The following is a 16,785-nucleotide window of genomic DNA, read 5'->3' as shown; positions in this document are numbered from 1 at the left end:
CTCAGCTTCCCGCGGCGATGGAGCGCACCTTGTCGAAGGTGTAGCTCGCGGCCCCCATGCGCAGCCGCAGCGTGCCATCCACGCGCTCCGCCGCCGTGGCGGTGCCGATCACGCTGAAGGAGGTGGCGGCCGCGCCGCCGCTCGCATCCGCGCCGGTCACGGCCACCCTGTAGGCGCCGTCGGGGAGCTGCTTGCCGCTGGAATCCCGGCCGTCCCAGACCCAGTCCTTGCTGCTGCTGCCCAGCGGCACCTGGGCCTCGCGCAGCGTCTTGCCGCTGCTGTCGAGCACCGCCACCCGCGCCGTGCGGGCCGCGCCGGCCGCGGGCAGGCGCACCGTGGCGCTGCCATCCTGCAGCGGCAGGGTGTCGCCCTGGACCTCCACCCGCTGCCCCAGCATCGGGGCGGCGGCGGTGAGCTGCGCGGCCTGCTGTAGCGAGACCATCTGCTCCAGGTTCTTGTTCATGGCGATCTGCTGCTCGACCGAGGCGAACTGCACGAGCTGCGCCGTCATCTGGTTCGTGTCGAGCGGGTCGGTCGGCGACTGGTTCTTCAGCTGCGTGGTGAGCAGGGTGAGGAAGTTGTCGAAGCTGCCCGCCAGCTGCGTGCGCGCGGTGGTCGAGGCCGAGTTTGTCGTGCCGGTGGTGGTGCCGGTGGTGGCGGTGCCGGAGACGGCCATGGGATCCCCCTGTCAGATCGCGATATCGAGAAGGCCGAGCAGGGACTGGCGCCGCGGCCCCGCGTCATCCGGCACAATCGGGCCGTCGCCGCCGCGCCAGCCGCCACCGCCCTGGCCCCCGCGGTTCCGGCCCCCTTCACCGCCCGGCGCGCCGAAGGACCCGCCGCCCGCCGCCCCGGCATCGCCGCCCAGCAGGGAGAAGCTGAGGCTCCGCCCGCCTTCCGCGCCGATCCCGGCGCCGCCCAGGGCACGGTCCAGCGCGCCGGCGTCTCGCGCCAGCAGGGCCAGGGTCTCGGGGCGCTCGGCGGCCACCTGCACATGCGCGGCCTCCCCCACGCGTTCGACCACCACCTCCACCCGCCCCAGCTCCACCGGGTCCAGGCTGAGCGCGATTCGTCCCTCGGCTCCGCCGCCCAGCGCCAGGGCGATGGCGACCGGCGCCACCTGCTCGGCCGGGGCCGTGCGGGGGACGAAGCGGGCCGGGGCCGGGGCCTCGGGCGGGGGCGCCGACGCCACGGGGGAACCAGGCAGGGGCGTGGCCGGCGTCACGCCCGGCAAGGAAGCGGGCGCGGCGGCCGTGACCGTCTCAGGCGAACCGCCATCCCGATGGGCCGCGACGGGGAGCGGCCCCTCCGTGGAAGCGGTGGGCTGAATTTCGGCGTCAGTGGGCCGGGCGAGTTCGGCGCGCGGGCGCTCATCCGCCGGCCGCGACAGGGATGACGGCTCCTGCCACTCGGCGGTTGGGCCAGTCCGGGCGGCAGGTTGCGCCACCGGCCCTTCGCGCCTGGGCTGCGCCTCGTCGCTCCCGGCCTCCATTGGGGCCGAGGAGGGGGCAGCCGAGGGCTTCGGCGTGACCTGCCCGGCAGGGGCAGGGTGCCCGCTTGGCGCTGCTGGCGGCGCGGCCGGGGCTGGGGCCGCGCGCGGGGCGGGGGCATCCGCCGGACTGGCCGCATCGGCCATCGGCTCCGGGTTTCGCTGCACGGGCCTGGCGGGTTCGGCCGGCGCTGGAGCGGGGAGGGGCGGGGCGGGAGCGGGCAGGAACTCGGCCGTCGTGGCGGGCGCCAGCGTGGCGGCGTCCGTCTCCTCCTCGCGCTCCGCCTCGGCGAGATGTTCCCCCGGCGGGGCCGGCGCCGCGGTCGCGGGCTCCGCCAGGGAAGGCTGCGGCAGGAGCGGGGGGGCCTCGGAGGGTGGAGCGGCCTGCCCCTCCGTCACCACGGGCTGGCCCGCGGTGAGGGGGGAATCGGGCAGGGGGGCAGGCGAAGGGGCGGGCGTTTTGCCCGGTGCCGGAAGGGCTGGCGCGGCAAGGGCCGGCGCCGTGCCCGGAAGCGCGGAGGACACCGCCGCCTCGGCCGATGCGCCCGCCACGGCGGCGCCGGCCTGGGCCAACGCGTCGTCCAGTGCCGCGGAGAACGCGCCCCCGTTTTGGGGAACCCCGTTTTGGGGCATCGCGGCGCCGCGCGCCGGCATGGCCATCGGCAGCTTTTCCAGCGCGTCCATGCTCGGCTCCATCCGTCCCGGCCCGCGCTCTCGGCGGACCCGGCGAGGCTTCCGCAAGCGCCTTGCCAGCCCGTGCCAGGCCCGGAGCGGCAGCGGCGGCCGGCCGGGCGGCAAGGCTTGCCGCCCACCGGCACGCATGGCCGCCGAAACGGCCCCCTGTCCCTGGCATGCAGGTTGCGCCTTCCGGGCGGGGCTCCGGCGCATGCTGGCCGCCCAGAAGCCCTCAACCCGCAACGGAGCCCCGGATGTCGCTCTACGCCTCGATGAACACGGCCATCAGCGGCCTGGCCGCCCAGGCCCGCGCGCTCGGTAACGTTGCCGACAACGTGGCGAACAGCCAGACCACCGGCTTCAAGCGCACGGATACCAACTTCGTCTCCTACGTCACCCGCTCCAACCTGCAGGTGAACCAGCCCGGCTCCGTCACGGCACGGCCGGACTACACCAACTCCGTCCAGGGCACGGTGCAGCAGTCCGACAACCCGCTGGCGATGGCGATCGCGGGGCAGGGCATGTTCGCCGTGGCCATGCCGCGCGGCACGGAGGACGGGCTGCCGACCTTCGACGCGCGCACCTATTACACGCGCGCCGGCGACTTCAACATGGATACGGACGGCTATCTCGTGAACGGCCAGGGCTACTACCTGCAGGGCTGGACCGCGGACACCGAGGGCAATCCGGACCGCTCCAGCATCCGGCCGCTGCGGGTGGACCAGTCCGTCTACAACCCGGTGGCCACCGGCAACGTGAACCTCTCGGCCAACCTGCCGGCGGATTCCACCACCGTGCCGGTCGCCGCGCAGATCCAGATCTATGACAGCCTCGGCCGGCTGCATTCCGTGGACATGACCTGGACGAACACGGGCACCAACACCTGGCAGCTCTCCATGGCCATCCCGGACGACACATCGGGCGTCACCACCCGCACCATCAACGTGAACTTCGGCGCGGCGGCCAGCGCGACGACGCCGGCCGGCACCATCGGCTCCTTCGGCACCGCGGTCGGGCTGACGGGCAGCGCCGCCGTGGCCGGCGATCCCGCCGCCGTCACCTTCACCGCGGATTTCGGCCAGGGCGTGCAGACGGTCCAGCTCAACCTCGGCACCTTCGGCGTGGCCTCGGGCGTGACGCAGTACTCCGGCCAGGAATACACGCTGCGCGACATCTCCCAGGATGGCGTGCCGCTGGGCAGCTTCTCCACCGTCTCGCTGAACGACAATGGCGACCTCGCCGTGAACTACGATAACGGCCAGTCCCGCGTGATCGGCCGCGTCCCCATCGTCACCTTCTCCGACCCGGACAAGCTGCAGAAGACCGACGGCCAGGCCTATCTCCGCACGGAGGAAAGCGGCGAGGCGCGGGCGAACGACGCCTCCTCGAACGGCAGCGGCAAGATCGTCAGCTCCTCGCTCGAGAGCTCGAATGTCGACATCGCCTCCGAGTTCTCGAAGCTGATCCTGGCCCAGCGTGCCTATTCCGCGAACACCAAGATCGTGACCGCGGCGGACGAGCTGCTGCAGGACACGCTGAACATGCGCCGCTGACGGCGCGCGGCACCAATCTTAAGGGCGTGGCCAGGATGGCCGCGCCGGGGAAGCGGAGCGGATGAGCCTCGACCTCGCCCTGTCCATCGCGCGCAGCGGGCTGGCGCATGTCAACCGGCAGCTCGCCCAGTCCGCCGCGAATGTCGCGAACGCGGCCACCCCCGGCTACACCCGCAAGGTGGTGCAGGGGGAAGCCTCGGTCGCCGGCACGCTCTCGGCCGGGGTGCGCAGCGCCGAGGCGACGCGGGCCGTGGATGCCGCGCTCGTCACCCAGATGAATGCCGCCCGCGCCAGCACCGATGCGGCCGCCATCCGCGCCCGCCTGCTGGAGGGGGTGGAGGTCGCCCATGGCGCGGCGGGCGAATCCATCGGCGACCTCACCGCCGCGCTCGGCGACGCCTTCGTCTCCCTTCGCGGCGATCCTTCGGATGCCGTCCTCCAGGCCGCGGCCGCCGACGCGGCGGAGGAGCTGGCCAGCCGCTACAACACGGTTTCCACCGCCATCCAGACCGCGCGCCAAGCCGCGCAGGACGGGATGGAGGAGGATGTGGCGAAGCTGAACGCGGCGATCCGCCAGGTTTCCGTGCTGACGGAGCGCATCATCCCGCTCCGCGCCCAGGGCATGAGCACGGTGGAACTGGAGGACCAGCGGGACAAGGCCATCGCCGACATCTCCTCCATCATGCAGGTCCGCGCCGTGGCGCAGGACAATGGCGGGGTGGTGCTGATCAGCGCCGCGGGGCTGAACCTGCCCCTCGATGCAGAGGAGGGGCCCTTCTCCATCGGCTCCGCCATCCTCGGGGCGGAATCCTACCATGGCGGCAGCGGCACCCTGCCCGGTGTCATGCTGGGCGGTGCCGACGTCACGGCGCGCCTCGGGCGGGGCACGCTGGGCGCCCTTGCCGCGTTGCGCGATTCGGAGCTGCCGCTGGCCCAGGCGGAGCTGGATGTCTCGGCCGCGAACCTCGCCGCGCGCTTCAACGCGCAGGGCCTGCGGCTCTTCACCGGCGATGCCGGCAGCGTGCCCGACCCCACCACCGCCTATGCCACGGGCGGCTGGATCGGCTTCGCCGGCGCCCTGCGGGTGAATCCCGCCGTCCTGGCCGACACCTCCCTTCTGCGGGACGGCACCCATGCCGTCGCGCTCACCCCCGGCGGCCCCACCGCCTTCACTCCCAACCCCTCCGGTGGCCCGGCCGAGTTCACCACGCTGATCGACCGTGTGCTGAACCGGTCGCTCGGCAAGGAGGTCTCGGCGGGCAATCCCCACCCCGCCTTCGCCTTCACCGGCCTCGGCCCGGATGGGCTGCTGAACTCCAGCCTCCGCTCCGCCGTCAGCCTCGGCGACCATGCGGCGCGGCTGGTGGCCGTCCAGACGGCCGCGCGCGCGGAGGCCGCGGAGGATGGCCAGGCCGCGGGCGATCTCCTGACGGCGCTGGAGGCGCGGTTCTCGGCGCGCGCGGGCGTGGATGTGGATACGGAGCTGGCGGCGATGGTGACCCTTCAGACGGCCTATGCGGCGAATGCCCGCATCGTTTCGGTGGTGCAGGGCATGTATGACACCCTCTTCCAGGCGGTGCGGTGATGGCGATCGCGGGAATCGGCTCCGGGGCCCTGGCGCGCATCGTCGCGCAATCGGCCAGCCTCAAGACGCAGCTCGAGACGCTCTCGACCCAATCCACCGAGGGGCGGCGCGGCACCTGGTATGGCGACATCGCCGGCGATGCCCGCCGCGCCATCAGCCTGCGGGCGGAGATGGACCGCCGCGAGACGCATGCGACCGCCATCGACCGCGCCCTGGGCCGCACCGGCGCGGCGCAGGAGGCGCTGGAGCGCCTCTCCTCCATCGCCGAGGAGTTCCTCACCCAGGCGGGCAAGGTCAGCAGGGCTGACAGCACGCGGATCAGCGCCCTGGCCAGCAATGCCCGCCAGGCGATCGGGCAGGTGGCCGCGCTGCTGAACGAGCAGCATGCCGGCGCCTTTCTCTTCGGCGGGGCCGATACGGCCAACCCGCCCATTCCCGACCCCGACGGCATCATGGGGACCGACATGGCGACCGACATCGCCGCCGCGGTCGCCTCCCTTGCCCCGGGGAACAGCGGCACGGTGCTCGCCGCCACCCTGGCCGCGGCAAGCAACCTAACCCCGGGCGAGACTCCCTTCTCCGATTACGCGCTCGACCCCGCGCGCGGCCTCTCGGAGCCCCGCCCGGCCACCCTCACCGGGGATGGGGAGAGCGTGGAGACGGGCCTCTTCGCCAGCCGCAACGCGGCGGCCACGGGGAGCGAGGCCGGGGGCTGGTCGCGCGACCTGCTGCGCGGCCTGATGACCCTGGCCAGCCTCACGCCCGGCAAGGTCACGGCCGGCGCCGATTTCGACACGGTGATGACCAGCGTGAAGGGCAGCCTGAAATCGGCCATGACGGCGCTGGGCGAGGAATCGGGCGCGCTCGGCCTTTCCGAGTCCCGGTTGGAGGTCGCCCGGACGCGCCATGACGACCTGCAGGTGACTCTCAGCTCCCAGCTGGCGGATGTGGAGGAGGTGGACCTGGCGGCCACGCTGACCGCGCTGCAGGACACCCAGACCCGCCTGCAGGCCTCATGGCAGGCCCTTTCCATGCTTTCGGGGATGTCGCTGACCAGCTTCCTGCGGTGAGCCCGGGATTCAAGCTGCGTTAACCCGGACGGAGTCACGATGGCCCCCTACCGCAAGAGGCGGAACGCAACAGGCGGGGGCCGGAGGAAGGCCGCCGCCCGACAGGAAGGGGGCAAGATATGGCCCTGAACTCGGTCAACTCCAATGTCGGCGCGCAGGTCGCGCTGCAGTCCCTCAATCGGACGAACGACGCGCTTTCGGCGACCCAGAAGCGGATCTCCACCGGCTACCGGGTCGCGGATGCGAAGGACGACGGCGCGGCCTTTGCCGTCGCCCAATCCGTGCGCGCGGATATCGCGGGCATCACCAGCGCCAACGAGCAGATCGGCGGCGTGAAGGGCGTGCTCGACACCACCCTCTCGGGCCTCACCAAGGTCTCCGAGGCGATGAGCGATATCCGCGGCGTGCTGGTGAAGCTGGCGGACGGAACCCTCTCCGACTCCCAGCGGACCCAGTACCAGTCGCAGTACGAATCGCTGCGCACCCAGGTGCAGAACTACATCTCGGACGCGACCTATAACGGCCGCACGCTGCTCGACACGGCCAGTGCCTCGGGCGGCGGCAATATCGCGACGGTGCGGAACGAGAACGGTACCACCTATACCCTGTCGGCCGTGGACGGCGCGAACCTGACTATCGCGGCCGCGCCGACCGATGCCGCGGCCGCTGCCACGGCCCTCGCCTCGGGCGGTGACTTCTCGACGAAGATGGCGGCGGTGAACACCGCGCTGAACACCTTCGGCAGCAACAACACCTATCTGGAAAAGCAGGTCTCCTACAACAAGGAGAAGATCGACTCGCTGGAGACCGGCCTCGGCGCGCTGGTCGACGCGGATCTCGCGAAGGAAAGCGCGAAGCTCCAGGCTCTGCAGATCAAGCAGCAGCTCGGCACGCAGTCGCTCGGCATCGCCAATCAGGCGCCGCAGAGCCTGCTCAGCCTCTTCCGCTGAAAAAGGACGCGGCGCCGTGAAAGATCCACGGCGCCGCGTTCCATCTCCCCTCCATCACGCCGGGCGGAAGGCATCCCCCGGTGGCGTTGCGATTGCCGCGAAAGACCTGCGGCCCGCAACACAAGCCACGAAGGAACGCGAAGACCGTGTCCACGCTGGTTCTCGAATTGCGCCAGGGCGACCTGATGGTCGTCAACGGCGCCCCCATCCGCTTCCGAAACCGAACACGCATCGAGCTGACGGCCAAGGCTCGGTTCCTGTTCGGCAAGCAAATCCTTCCCCCCGAGGCGGCCGATACCCCCGCGCGCCGCATCTATTTCGCGCTTCAAACCGCCTATATCGGCAGCGAGGAGGAGCGCGAGCGCGGGCTGGAGGCCGCGCGCCACCTCATCTCCGAATTCCAGGCGGCCACCACCTCCAACCTCGCCTCCGCGATGCTTGAGCGCGCGCTCACCGCCGCGGAGGAGGATGACTGCTACACGGCGCTGAAGCTGGCCCGCCGCGTGATGCGCCATGAGGAGGCGGTGCTCGGCATTGCCCCGCCCAACACCCGCCCCGCGCCGGAGGAGATGACCGCATGATGCTGCATCCCAACCTCGCCCACGCCTATCGCGCCGCGCGCGCCGGCCTGCCACCGCGTGCGCAGGAAGCCGATGTGTTCCGCCGGGTGAATGGCGGGCTGCGCGCCGTCCTGGCCATGGATGGCGGCAAGGGTGCCCAGGCCGGGCTGCGCGCCATCCGTGCCCTGGCCGACAACCGCCGGCTCTGGCTCGCGGTCGAGGGCGTGCTGCTGGACCCGACCAACGCCCTGCCGCCGCCGCTGCGGGCCTCGATCATCTCCGTCGGCCGCAGCGTGCTGCGCGAGATGGAGAAGGAGGAGCCGGACCTCGCCTTCCTCATCGAGGTGAACGAACAGATGGCGGCCGGGCTTTCCGTGAACAACTAGCATGTCCGGCTCGCTCGCCCTCTCCATCCTCGGCGGCGGCGGGGCCGCCGGCACGGCCGATCCCGCATCGGCCTTGCTGGCCTTCCGCCGTGCCTCGGCCCAGGGCGCGGAGGAGAAGGGCGTCTCGCAGCTCTCCAAGGACGCCTCGGTGAAGCTGGCCCTGTCCCGCTTCACCGAGGGCGTTTCACGCGCGAAGACGGTGGAGGCGGCGCTGCGCGACCCGCGCGTGACGGCGGTGCTGCTGCCCGCCCTCGGCCTGCCCGATGCCGTGGACACGCCCGGCCTCGCCATTCGCGCGCTGACCTCGGATCCCAGCGACCCGAAATCCGTCGCTTCGAAGCTCGCCGCCACCGATGCGCGCTGGAAGAGCGCCGCCGCCACGCTCAACCTCGCCAAGCGCGGGCTGGACGGGCTGCGCGACGCGTCGGTGCAGAAGACGCTGACGGAGGGCTACACCGCCTATCAGTGGCGCGTCTCCCGGGACAACGAGGCGAGCGGCATCTCCGACGCGCTCTACTTCAAGCAGCGGTTGGCCAAGGGCCAGGCCCCCAGCGTCTATGAGGTCCTGGGCGATGCCGTGCTGCGCCGTGTCGTCACGGGGGCGCTGGGCCTGCCGCAGGCCATCGCGATCCAGGAGGTGGACACCCAGGCCCGGGCCATCACCTCGCGCCTCGACCTCTCGAAGCTCGCCGATCCGCGCCAGGCCGCCAAGCTGGCGGAGCGCTACGTGATGGCGGCCGCCGGCGGAGGCCCCAGTTCCACTGGCACGAGCAGCCTGCTCGGCCTTTTCGCCTGACCGGCGGCGGTCAGGTCGGGCGCCAGCCCAGGCGCCGCTCGAGCCAGCTCCGATAGGACAAGGTCGCATCCGGCGACGGAGACAGAAGCGCAAAGGCTGAAGCCGCCGCTGGGCCGGTCAGGGCCTGGCCGGTATCGGGCTGGCCGCGCTCCTCCTCCGGCCAGCGGGCGGCGGCGCGCCGCCAGGCCGCCACCGTATCGGCGGGCGTGAGCAGGGGCATGACGAGCGCCACGCGCATCTGCAGCCCCGCCGCTGCGGCCAGCACGCCCTTTGCCACCGGCGAATCCGAGGGAAACGGGGGAACCTCGCCGGCTTCCGCCTCGCCCGGCCAGGGCAGCTGGTACCAGGGCAGGGCACCCAGGGCCTGGGCCCGCGCCAGGGCATCGGGTCCGGTCAGGATCAGGGCATCCGCCTCACCTGCCGCGAAGGCTGTCTCGGGCGTGCCGCTCACGGGCTGCGCCGGCACGCCCAGCAGGTCCAGCGCCGCCAGGGCCGCAGCCTCCGGCGCATCGGGGGAGGGGATGGCGACCCGCAGCGGCGCCCCGCCCCGCCCCGGCAGGGGCCCGCGCCCCGCCAGGATCGCGCCATGCCAGTTCACCAGCAGCGGCATCCAGGCGCGCGGCTCGAAACGCGCGCGGGTGGCGCCGGTCAGCCGGGCATGGCAGGTCCAGCCGGGCAGGACGAGGAAATGCGTGCCGCCGGCACCGTCCAGGGTCGCAAAGCGGTTGGCGGCCGTCACCCCATCCGGTCCACCCAGATAGGTCAGGCGCAGCGCACCGGGCCGGTGCAGGCCGCGGGACAGGGAGGCGGAGGCCCGGGCCGCCCAGCGGGCGCAGCCGCCATCCTCCGGCCCCGGCACGAGCATGGTCCCGCCTTCCTGCGCCTGCGCCATCCCGGCGCGCGGCAAGGCCAGGGAGAGCAGGGCGAGTCCGGCCGCTCGCCGGCCCAGGCAGGGCAGGGGGGCGGGACGTGGGGCGCCCGGCGGTTGGCGGGTGTTCATGGCGCCGGACGCTGCCGGGCCGCTGGGGCGGGAATGTGGCAATCCCGCCTCCCTCAATCGTCGTAGGCGATGAGCGCGTCGAACGCCGTCCCCCCAAGCCGTTCCCGGCCCTTGAGGAAGGTCAGCTCGATCAGCGCGGCGGCGCCGGGAACCTCGGCACCCGCCTGGCGCAGCAGGGCGATGGAGGCGGCGAGCGTGCCGCCGGTGGCCAGCAGGTCGTCCAGGATCACCACGCGGTCGCCGGGCTTCACGGCATCCGCCTGCATCTCGATCCGGTCCGTGCCGTATTCCAGCGCGTAGTTCAGCCCGATGATGGCGCCGGGCAGCTTGCCGCGCTTGCGCAGCATGACGAAGCCCAGGCCCAGCTCGAGCGCCAGCGGGGCGGCCACCAGGAAGCCGCGGCTCTCGATGCCCGCCAGCAGGGTGGGGCGGTGCGGGCGCACGATCTCGGCCAGGCGGCGCATCGCCTCCTTCCAGGCCGGCCCATGCCGCAGCAGGGTGGAGATGTCGTAGAAGAGGATGCCGGGCTTCGGAAAGTCCGGAATGCCGCGGATGTGGTCCTTCAGGTTCATCGCGGTGCCGGCGGCGGACATGTCGGCGGGGCTGTCGGTCATCGCTCGGGACTCTGTCTCGGGGTTGGCGCCCGCCTCATAGGCCGGGCCAGGGCCCCGGGGCAAACCGGCGGTGGGCAGGGAGCGGAGGGGCGGGTGGAAGGGGGCTTGGCGCGCCGCCGCGAATGCGGCACCAGCACGGGCATGTCGCGCGTCCCCGTCGCCACCATCGCCGGTATCCTGGGCTTCCTGCTCTATATCGGGGCGGTCGTTGCGCTGGCCGATCTCGTCCTGCCGCATCACTGGCTGCTGCAGGTCGCCTATTTCACCGTGGCTGGCATGGCCTGGGTCTGGCCCGTCGGCCGCCTGATGCGCTGGGCGGCGCGGAAGTAGTCCCGCACCGCCCGGCCTTTCAGCCTCAGCCCGCCTTCCGCCTCAGAAGGTGCGGCTGAGATAGACCATGCCGCGTGCCTCGCAGATCTTCTGGCCGGCAAAGCACTCGGACCGGGAGAGGCTGGTGTCGAAGTAGCCGGCGGTGAGGACGAAGTCGGAGAACTTGTAGGACAGGGTCACGTTCCAGTTCGCGAAGTCGGGCGAACCCCAGCGGGTGTTGTTCTGGATCCACTGGTAGCCGAGGCGGCCGGCGAGGGTGAAGTCAAGCGGCAGGCCGAGTTCCAGGCCACCCTCGACATAGTACCCGTTCCCGGACTCCAGCTGGTAGTTCGGCGACCAGTTGAAGGCGCCGAGCACCTTCACGGGCAGCGGCAGGGACGGGATCTCATAGGCCGCCTTCACCGCCAGCTCGTAATACTGCAGGTCATAGAGGCCCGAGCTCGCCGGGTTGCGGTAGCCGGGATAGGTATAGGCGATGCCGCCGAGGTCGAGGCTCACCCCCGCCAGGGTCGTGCGCCAGCCAGCCATGGCATCGATCTCCTGGCGCGCATTGGTGCCGAGGAAGGAGACGTTCGAGGCGAAGGCGCCAACATAGAAGCCGGTGGTGTGCTGGATATCGATCGTGCCCTGCACGGCGGGGCGGTTCTGCGTCTGGCTGACGCCGCGGAAGAGGTAGTCGGACGAGATGGTGGGCGTGACCCCCACCGTCAGCCCCGCGCTCTCCAGCTCGAAGGCCCCCGCGCTGCCGCAGGCAAGCGACAGGCCCAGGGCGAAGGTGGTCGCTGCGGCGACATTGGTCTTCATGGAAAATTCCCCCTCACGCGCGCTTGCGTGGTGAGAAACGCCTAGCGAGGCGCGTGCCACGCCGGCGCCGGTGCGGTGGAGGCGGCCCCGATGCCGGTCATGCTGTTGCTGATCCGCCACGAAACGACTGGCGTCCTATCGGGAGGCCCAAAACAGAAAGCCCCGCATGGCGGGGCCATGCGGGGCTTCTGGAAGCCGTCTTGGTCGGAGCGAGAGGATTCGAACCTCCGGCCCCTGCGTCCCGAACACAGTGCTCTACCAGGCTGAGCTACGCTCCGTCAGACGGCGTCCGGGCGGCGGCGTATACCGCCGTGCCGCGAGGCCGGCAAGGGCACCCCGCCCAGATTGTCGTCATCACGTGAATCCATCGTGCGGAACGGGCCCGGCCCGATACTCTCCAGGCGCGAATCCAGCAGGAAGGACCGCATGGCCCGCATCGCCCTCCCGATCGCCACGTTTCTCGCCGCCATCTCCACCCTGGGGGTCGCCATGGCCCAGCCCGACCCGGTCTCCACCCGCAAGGAGGGGCTGCGCCGGATGCAGACGAATCTCGAAGCGATCGGGGCGGTGGCGAATGCCGGGGGCGACACGCGCGACACGGTTCCCCGCGCGGAAGAGATGGTCGCCTTCTTCCGCGACCTTCCCGCGTTCTTCCCGCCGGGCTCCAACGGCAATGGCTCCCGCGCCCTGCCGGCGGTCTGGTCGGAGCGCGCGGGCTTCGAACGCGCGGCCGCCAACGCGACGACTGCGGCCGAAGCGCTGCGCGCCGCCGCGGCGAGCGGCGATGCCGCGGCCACCACGGCGGCGGTGCGCGCCATGGGCGCCAGCTGCGGCGCCTGCCACCGCAACCACCGGAGCCGTTGATCCGGCCGGGCCGGGGGAGGGCGGGCCCTAGCCCTGCCGGGCTATGGCGCCCACCACCCCCGCGGCCAGGGCAAGCAGGATCAGGGCAAGCCAGAGGCTGCCCATGCGCGGGGCCCTTGCCGCCATGGCCGAGGGCAGGCGCTTGAAGCCGGTGACCATCGGGCGGACGAGGTCCTGCCGCTTCAGCACCGCATAGGCCAGCACCGCCAGGATATGCAGGCCGACCGCGATCAGGATCAGGTCGAAGGCGATGAAGTGCAGGCTGCGCGCGGCGTCCGCCATGTCCGGCGGAACGCTGCGCGCCAGCGGCCCGCGGGCGAGGATGCCGTCATCGGTGAATAGGCCCGAGACGGCTTGCGCCAGCAGCAGCGCCAGCAGCACCAGCACCATCCAGCCGCCGGCGGCATTGTGGCCGATTTCGGTGTCCGGCTCCCGCCGGTGCAGGTGGCGCAGGTGCCGCAGCCCTTGCAGCGGTGAGCGGAGGAAGCGGGAGAAGCGGGCGGTGTCGGAGCCCACCACGCCCCAGGCCAGGCGGAAGAGCAGGAGGGCCAGGATCACCTCGCCCGAGAGGATGTGCCAGTCCAGCCGCCCGGTTTCCGCGCTCCACCAGGAGAAGCCGACCAGGGCGGCGACGCCCCAGTGGACGAGGCGGATCCACCCGTCCCAGACCTTCACCCGCACCCGGCCGCCATCCGCCTCCGCCATCCCAGCCTCCATGCCTTCCGGGCCAGGATAGGAAGGTCGCGCCGCACCCGCCCAGGGTGGATGCGGTACGCCGGGCGAAATCCCGCCCTCGACGCCACACGCGGCCTTGTGATCGGGGGCTCTGACGCCGTAGTTACGTGACCATGACAGACGCATCGCGGCTGCGAGTCGTCGGCGGCGCCGCGGTCCTGATCGGCGTTGCTGCGGCAGTGGCTTTTTACGGAACACGGCAGGGGGCCGCGCCGGCGCCCCCGGCTGGTTCTGCGCCCATGCCGGCGCAGGCTTCCGCCCCTGCGCCCCGGGGCGAGGCTTCTCCGGCCACGCCGCCTGCCGCCCGGTCCGCCGCGCCCAGCCAGCCCGCCGCCCCGCCGCCTGCCCGGAGCGAGGCCCCGGCGCAACCCACCTCTTCCCAGGCCACGCCTCCCGAGGCCCGTCCGGCCCGGGCCGCGGAGCCGCCGCGCTTCGACGTGGTGCGGATGGGCGCCCGCGGCATGGTCGTGGTGGCTGGCCGCGCCGCCCCCGGCGCCGAGGTGATCCTCTATGAGGGGGGGCGCGAGATCGGCCGCGCCCGTGCGGATGCCCGGGGCGAATGGGTGATCCTGCCGGCTGATCCGCTCGGCCCCGGCGCGCGCGAATTGTCGCTGCGGGCCCGCTTGGCGGGCGGCCAGGAGATGTCCGGGCCTGATACCGTGCTGGTGGTGGGCCCGGCCCCCTCCGAGCCCCAGGTCGCCCAGCAGGCGCCCCAGCCCGCGTCGCGTCGCGAGCAACCCGCCGCCCAGGCATCGGCCCCTGCGGAGCCGCGGCAGGAGGAGCCCCGGACCGCCGAGGCGGCTCCGCCCCAGGAGAGCCGTCCCGGCCCGTCCCTCGTGCTCCTGCTGCCGCCGACCGCCCAGGCGGCGCCGCGGCCCCTGTCGGCGGCGCCGGCCGGGGAGCCACCCGCCGCGCGGCTGGGCCTCGACGTGGTGGATTACGACGACAGCAACACGATGCGCTTTGCCGGCACCGCCCCGCCTGGCGCGCAGCTGCGCCTCTATGCCGACGGACGCCATCTCGGCGATGCCGCGGCCGATCCCTCCGGCCGGTGGTCCCTGAGCCCGGCCGAGCCCCCGCCGGTCGGCCGCCACACGCTGCGGGTGGACCAACTCGGCGCCAATGCCGTTTCCAGCCGGGTCGAAGTGGCGTTCCAGCGCGAATCCATCCCCCCCGGCGCCGTCCGGGACGGGCGGGTGGTGGTGCAGCCCGGCAACAATCTCTGGCGCATCGCCCGGGACGCCTATGGGCGCGGCATCCGCTACACCGTCATCTACCAGGCGAACCAGGAGCAGATCCGTAACCCCGCGCGGATCTATCCGGGCCAGGTCTTCTCGGTGCCGGATATTCGCTGAGCAACTCCGCCCGGGTATTTTCGGGACGCCGGCGGGGCGCCGAAAGCACGCCGCAGGGTTGTCCGGTGCCGGTCAAGCAACCATAACCGGGCCTTCCCTCTTTCCTGGATCGCCATGTCCCTCGCGCACAGCCTGCGCCTCGTCCTCGCGCCCCCCCACCCCGCCGGTAAGCCCTTCCTCATCGGGGGAGCGGCCGTGGCGGTCGTCGGCGGCCTGGCCCTCGGAAGCTGGCTCTTCTGGCTGGGCGCGGCCTTCACCGGCTTCTGCCTGTACTTCTTCCGCGACCCCGAGCGGGTGACGCCGGCCCGGCCCGGCCTCTTCATCGCCCCGGCGGACGGGCACATCGTCTCCATCGAACCCGCCGTGCCGCCGGAGGAGCTGGGCCTCGGCCCCGCCCCGCGCTGGCGGGTCGCCATCTTCCTCTCGGTGCTGGACGTGCATGTGAACCGCATGCCGATCGACGGCACGGTGACGCGCATCGCCTACCGGCACGGCGCCTTCCTGAACGCCTCGCTCGACAAGGCCAGCGTGGACAATGAGCGCAACGCGCTCGCCATCCGCCTGGATGACGGACGCGAGATCGCGGTGGTGCAGATCGCGGGCCTCATCGCCCGCCGCATCCTCTGCCATGTGCGCGAAGGGGACCGCGTGCGGGCCGGCGAGCGCTTCGGCATCATCCGCTTCGGCAGCCGCACGGACCTCTACCTGCCGGAGGGCGTCCGCCCCGTCGTCGAGATCGGCCAGACCATGATCGGCGGCGAGACGGTCATCGCCGACCTGTCCCTCGCCGCCGCCACGCAACACGCCGAGGTCTGAGATCACGCATGGGACAGGCGCCGCGCCGCTTCCGCTTCACCCCGCGCCGCCGCCCGCGGTTGCAGGGCCTGTCCTTCAACCGGCTGCTGCCGAACCTCCTCACCATGCTCGGCCTCTGTGCCGGCATGACGGCGATCCGCTTCGCCATCGAGGACCGGTGGGAGCCGGCCGTGACGCTGATCGTGGTCGCCGCCTTCATCGACGGCATCGACGGGCGGCTGGCGCGGCTGCTCCAGGCCACCTCGCGCTTCGGCGCGGAGTTCGACAGCCTGTCGGACTTCCTCTGCTTCGGCGTCGCCCCCGCCTTCATCCTGTATCTCTGGACGCTGCATGATGCGCGCGGGCTGGGCTTCATTCCCTGCCTGCTTTTCGCGGCCTGTATGGCGCTGCGCCTGGCGCGCTTCAACGCGGCCATCGACGTGCCGGACGCGCCAGACAGCGTGCCGCGTCCCGCCGGCTTCTTCACGGGCGTGCCTGCCCCGGCCGGGGCGGGGCTGGCCCTCTTCCCGATCTTCGCCTCGCTGACCCTGGAAGGCTGGGGGCTCGAGGGGCTCGCCGGCGCGCTCCGGCACCCCATCGTCTCGGCGGTGCTGCTGGTGGGCATCGCCGCGTTGCTGGTGAGCACCTTGCCCACCTGGTCCTTCAAGAAGGTGAAGATCCCGCGGGAGGCGGTGCTGCCGTTGATGCTCGGCGCCGCGGCCTATGCCGCGCTGCTGGTGGCGGAGCCCTGGGCCGCGCTGGCGGCGGCGGGGTTCCTCTATATGGGAATGATCCCCTTCTCCCTCCATTCGTACCGCCGGAAGATGGAGGCGGCCCGGCAGGCCCAACTCACGGAAGACCAGCCGGCGCTCTGACCGCGCGGACTTAGGCCGCGCGGATATCGGCGAGGAAGCGGTCCACCCGTCCGCGGAGCTGCTCGGATTGCTGGGCGAGCTCGGCGGAGGCGGCGCGGAGCTGGTCCGCCGCCGCCCCGGTGCGCTCGGCGCCCTCGGTCACGCCCGCCGTGTGGCGCGAGACCTCCTGCGTGCCCGAGGCCGCCTCGGAGACGGCCCGCCCGATCTCGCGGGTCGCCGCCGTCTGCTCCTCGGCGGCAGCCGCCACCTGGGCAGTGATGCTGTTCATCTCCTCGATCGTGCGCACGATCCCCCCGATCGCCTGCACCGCCCGCGCCGTCTCGCCCTGCATGGCCGAGATCTGGGCGCC

General features: G+C 72.4%; 19 protein-coding genes and 1 tRNA gene. 12 read left to right on the top strand and 8 right to left on the bottom strand.

Annotated elements, in window-relative coordinates; genetic code table 11:
• Position 1 precedes the first annotated feature (1 nt).
• Both BUB97_RS22605 and BUB97_RS22600 read right to left on the bottom strand, forming a co-directional pair.
• Positions 2-676 carry a flagellar hook assembly protein FlgD gene (locus BUB97_RS22605; RefSeq protein ID WP_073139308.1) on the bottom strand — a complete coding sequence of 225 codons (675 nt, stop codon included), beginning with the start codon at positions 674-676 and terminating at the stop codon, positions 2-4.
• A 12-nt stretch (positions 677-688) separates the two neighbouring features.
• Complete coding sequence (locus tag BUB97_RS22600; protein ID WP_073139305.1) at positions 689-2,173, bottom strand: flagellar hook-length control protein FliK; 1,485 nt, start codon at positions 2,171-2,173, stop codon at positions 689-691.
• A 245-nt stretch (positions 2,174-2,418) separates the two neighbouring features.
• On the opposite strand from BUB97_RS22600, the gene flgE reads away from it, so the two are divergent.
• The 7 genes from flgE (at position 2,419) to BUB97_RS22565 (ending at position 9,064) form a co-directional block, all read left to right on the top strand.
• Positions 2,419-3,717 carry a flagellar hook protein FlgE gene (gene flgE / locus BUB97_RS22595; RefSeq protein ID WP_073139302.1) on the top strand — a complete coding sequence of 433 codons (1,299 nt, stop codon included), beginning with the start codon at positions 2,419-2,421 and terminating at the stop codon, positions 3,715-3,717.
• A gap of 61 nt (positions 3,718-3,778) precedes the next feature.
• Complete coding sequence (locus BUB97_RS22590) at positions 3,779-5,302, top strand: flagellar hook-associated protein FlgK (protein ID WP_073139299.1); 1,524 nt, start codon at positions 3,779-3,781, stop codon at positions 5,300-5,302.
• Positions 5,302-6,372 (top strand): flagellin, encoded by a 1,071-nt coding sequence (locus BUB97_RS22585; RefSeq protein ID WP_073139297.1) that lies wholly within the window; start codon positions 5,302-5,304, stop codon positions 6,370-6,372. Before BUB97_RS22590 ends, BUB97_RS22585 begins: the two co-directional genes overlap by 1 nt.
• 119 nt (positions 6,373-6,491) lie before the next feature.
• Complete coding sequence (locus BUB97_RS22580; protein ID WP_073139294.1) at positions 6,492-7,322, top strand: flagellin; 831 nt, start codon at positions 6,492-6,494, stop codon at positions 7,320-7,322.
• A 146-nt stretch (positions 7,323-7,468) separates the two neighbouring features.
• On the top strand, positions 7,469-7,903 hold the full coding sequence (locus BUB97_RS22575) for a flagellar biosynthesis repressor FlbT (protein WP_073139292.1): 435 nt from the start codon (positions 7,469-7,471) through the stop codon (positions 7,901-7,903).
• Positions 7,900-8,268 (top strand): flagellar biosynthesis regulator FlaF, encoded by a 369-nt coding sequence (locus BUB97_RS22570; protein WP_073139289.1) that lies wholly within the window; start codon positions 7,900-7,902, stop codon positions 8,266-8,268. The genes BUB97_RS22575 and BUB97_RS22570 overlap by 4 nt, the downstream gene beginning before the upstream one ends.
• 1 nt (position 8,269) lies before the next feature.
• Positions 8,270-9,064: a DUF1217 domain-containing protein gene (locus tag BUB97_RS22565; RefSeq protein ID WP_073139286.1), complete on the top strand. Its 795-nt coding sequence runs from the start codon at positions 8,270-8,272 to the stop codon at positions 9,062-9,064.
• Positions 9,065-9,074: 10 nt separating this feature from the next.
• On the opposite strand, the gene BUB97_RS22560 is transcribed toward BUB97_RS22565, so the two are convergent.
• Positions 9,075-10,064: a hypothetical protein gene (locus BUB97_RS22560; protein ID WP_073139283.1), complete on the bottom strand. Its 990-nt coding sequence runs from the start codon at positions 10,062-10,064 to the stop codon at positions 9,075-9,077.
• A gap of 53 nt (positions 10,065-10,117) precedes the next feature.
• Positions 10,118-10,636 carry an adenine phosphoribosyltransferase gene (locus BUB97_RS22555; RefSeq protein ID WP_073139359.1) on the bottom strand — a complete coding sequence of 173 codons (519 nt, stop codon included), beginning with the start codon at positions 10,634-10,636 and terminating at the stop codon, positions 10,118-10,120.
• Between the two features lie 147 nt (positions 10,637-10,783).
• On the opposite strand from BUB97_RS22555, the gene BUB97_RS22550 reads away from it, so the two are divergent.
• Positions 10,784-11,008 carry a DUF2842 domain-containing protein gene (locus BUB97_RS22550; RefSeq protein ID WP_073139280.1) on the top strand — a complete coding sequence of 75 codons (225 nt, stop codon included), beginning with the start codon at positions 10,784-10,786 and terminating at the stop codon, positions 11,006-11,008.
• A 42-nt stretch (positions 11,009-11,050) separates the two neighbouring features.
• Here the strand turns inward: BUB97_RS22550 and BUB97_RS22545 are convergent, their stop codons facing one another.
• Positions 11,051-11,812 carry a TorF family putative porin gene (locus tag BUB97_RS22545; protein ID WP_073139277.1) on the bottom strand — a complete coding sequence of 254 codons (762 nt, stop codon included), beginning with the start codon at positions 11,810-11,812 and terminating at the stop codon, positions 11,051-11,053.
• 201 nt (positions 11,813-12,013) lie between these two features.
• Positions 12,014-12,090: transfer RNA gene (locus BUB97_RS22540), tRNA-Pro, on the bottom strand.
• 148 nt (positions 12,091-12,238) lie between these two features.
• Between BUB97_RS22540 and BUB97_RS22535 the strand changes: the two genes are divergently transcribed.
• Positions 12,239-12,676, top strand: coding sequence for a cytochrome c (locus BUB97_RS22535; RefSeq protein WP_073139275.1), 438 nt, complete (start codon positions 12,239-12,241; stop codon positions 12,674-12,676).
• Between the two features lie 27 nt (positions 12,677-12,703).
• Here the strand turns inward: BUB97_RS22535 and BUB97_RS22530 are convergent, their stop codons facing one another.
• The gene (locus tag BUB97_RS22530) at positions 12,704-13,393 is read right to left on the bottom strand and encodes a cytochrome b/b6 domain-containing protein (protein ID WP_245818419.1); all 690 of its coding nucleotides are present in this window, start codon (positions 13,391-13,393) and stop codon (positions 12,704-12,706) included.
• Between the two features lie 257 nt (positions 13,394-13,650).
• Here BUB97_RS22530 and BUB97_RS22525 point away from each other — a divergent pair, with 257 nt between their 5' ends.
• The 3 genes from BUB97_RS22525 to BUB97_RS22515 all read left to right on the top strand — a co-directional run bounded on the left by BUB97_RS22525 (position 13,651) and on the right by BUB97_RS22515 (position 16,436).
• On the top strand, positions 13,651-14,766 hold the full coding sequence (locus BUB97_RS22525) for a LysM peptidoglycan-binding domain-containing protein (protein ID WP_139281431.1): 1,116 nt from the start codon (positions 13,651-13,653) through the stop codon (positions 14,764-14,766).
• A 114-nt stretch (positions 14,767-14,880) separates the two neighbouring features.
• Entirely contained in the window at positions 14,881-15,582 is a 702-nt protein-coding gene (locus tag BUB97_RS22520) for a phosphatidylserine decarboxylase (protein WP_073139266.1), read from the top strand.
• A gap of 8 nt (positions 15,583-15,590) precedes the next feature.
• Positions 15,591-16,436: a CDP-alcohol phosphatidyltransferase family protein gene (locus BUB97_RS22515; protein ID WP_073139263.1), complete on the top strand. Its 846-nt coding sequence runs from the start codon at positions 15,591-15,593 to the stop codon at positions 16,434-16,436.
• 10 nt (positions 16,437-16,446) lie between these two features.
• Here BUB97_RS22515 and BUB97_RS26415 read toward each other — a convergent pair.
• Positions 16,447-16,785 (bottom strand): hypothetical protein (locus BUB97_RS26415; RefSeq protein ID WP_456306343.1); only part of this gene is annotated, 339 nt, incomplete at its 5' end.

This window comes from Muricoccus roseus, from assembly GCF_900141905.1.
Lineage (GTDB): Bacteria > Pseudomonadota > Alphaproteobacteria > Acetobacterales > Acetobacteraceae > Roseomonas > Roseomonas rosea.
Note: the sequence above shows the minus strand (reverse complement) of the source record. Positions and strands in the feature narration are given on the sequence as shown.

Coding starts and splice junctions, on each gene's coding strand:
- BUB97_RS22530 (WP_245818419.1), bottom strand. CDS start 13,393: ATGGAGGCTGGGATGGCGGAGGCGGATGGCGGCCGGGTGCGGGTGAAG.
- BUB97_RS22555 (WP_073139359.1), bottom strand. CDS start 10,636: ATGAACCTGAAGGACCACATCCGCGGCATTCCGGACTTTCCGAAGCCC.
- BUB97_RS22600 (WP_073139305.1), bottom strand. CDS start 2,173: ATGGACGCGCTGGAAAAGCTGCCGATGGCCATGCCGGCGCGCGGCGCC.
- BUB97_RS22560 (WP_073139283.1), bottom strand. CDS start 10,064: ATGAACACCCGCCAACCGCCGGGCGCCCCACGTCCCGCCCCCCTGCCC.
- flgE (WP_073139302.1), top strand. CDS start 2,419: ATGTCGCTCTACGCCTCGATGAACACGGCCATCAGCGGCCTGGCCGCC.
- BUB97_RS22605 (WP_073139308.1), bottom strand. CDS start 676: ATGGCCGTCTCCGGCACCGCCACCACCGGCACCACCACCGGCACGACA.
- BUB97_RS22535 (WP_073139275.1), top strand. CDS start 12,239: ATGGCCCGCATCGCCCTCCCGATCGCCACGTTTCTCGCCGCCATCTCC.
- BUB97_RS22580 (WP_073139294.1), top strand. CDS start 6,492: ATGGCCCTGAACTCGGTCAACTCCAATGTCGGCGCGCAGGTCGCGCTG.
- BUB97_RS22585 (WP_073139297.1), top strand. CDS start 5,302: ATGGCGATCGCGGGAATCGGCTCCGGGGCCCTGGCGCGCATCGTCGCG.
- BUB97_RS22515 (WP_073139263.1), top strand. CDS start 15,591: ATGGGACAGGCGCCGCGCCGCTTCCGCTTCACCCCGCGCCGCCGCCCG.
- BUB97_RS22565 (WP_073139286.1), top strand. CDS start 8,270: ATGTCCGGCTCGCTCGCCCTCTCCATCCTCGGCGGCGGCGGGGCCGCC.
- BUB97_RS22545 (WP_073139277.1), bottom strand. CDS start 11,812: ATGAAGACCAATGTCGCCGCAGCGACCACCTTCGCCCTGGGCCTGTCG.
- BUB97_RS22590 (WP_073139299.1), top strand. CDS start 3,779: ATGAGCCTCGACCTCGCCCTGTCCATCGCGCGCAGCGGGCTGGCGCAT.
- BUB97_RS22520 (WP_073139266.1), top strand. CDS start 14,881: ATGTCCCTCGCGCACAGCCTGCGCCTCGTCCTCGCGCCCCCCCACCCC.
- BUB97_RS22570 (WP_073139289.1), top strand. CDS start 7,900: ATGATGCTGCATCCCAACCTCGCCCACGCCTATCGCGCCGCGCGCGCC.
- BUB97_RS22525 (WP_139281431.1), top strand. CDS start 13,651: ATGCCGGCGCAGGCTTCCGCCCCTGCGCCCCGGGGCGAGGCTTCTCCG.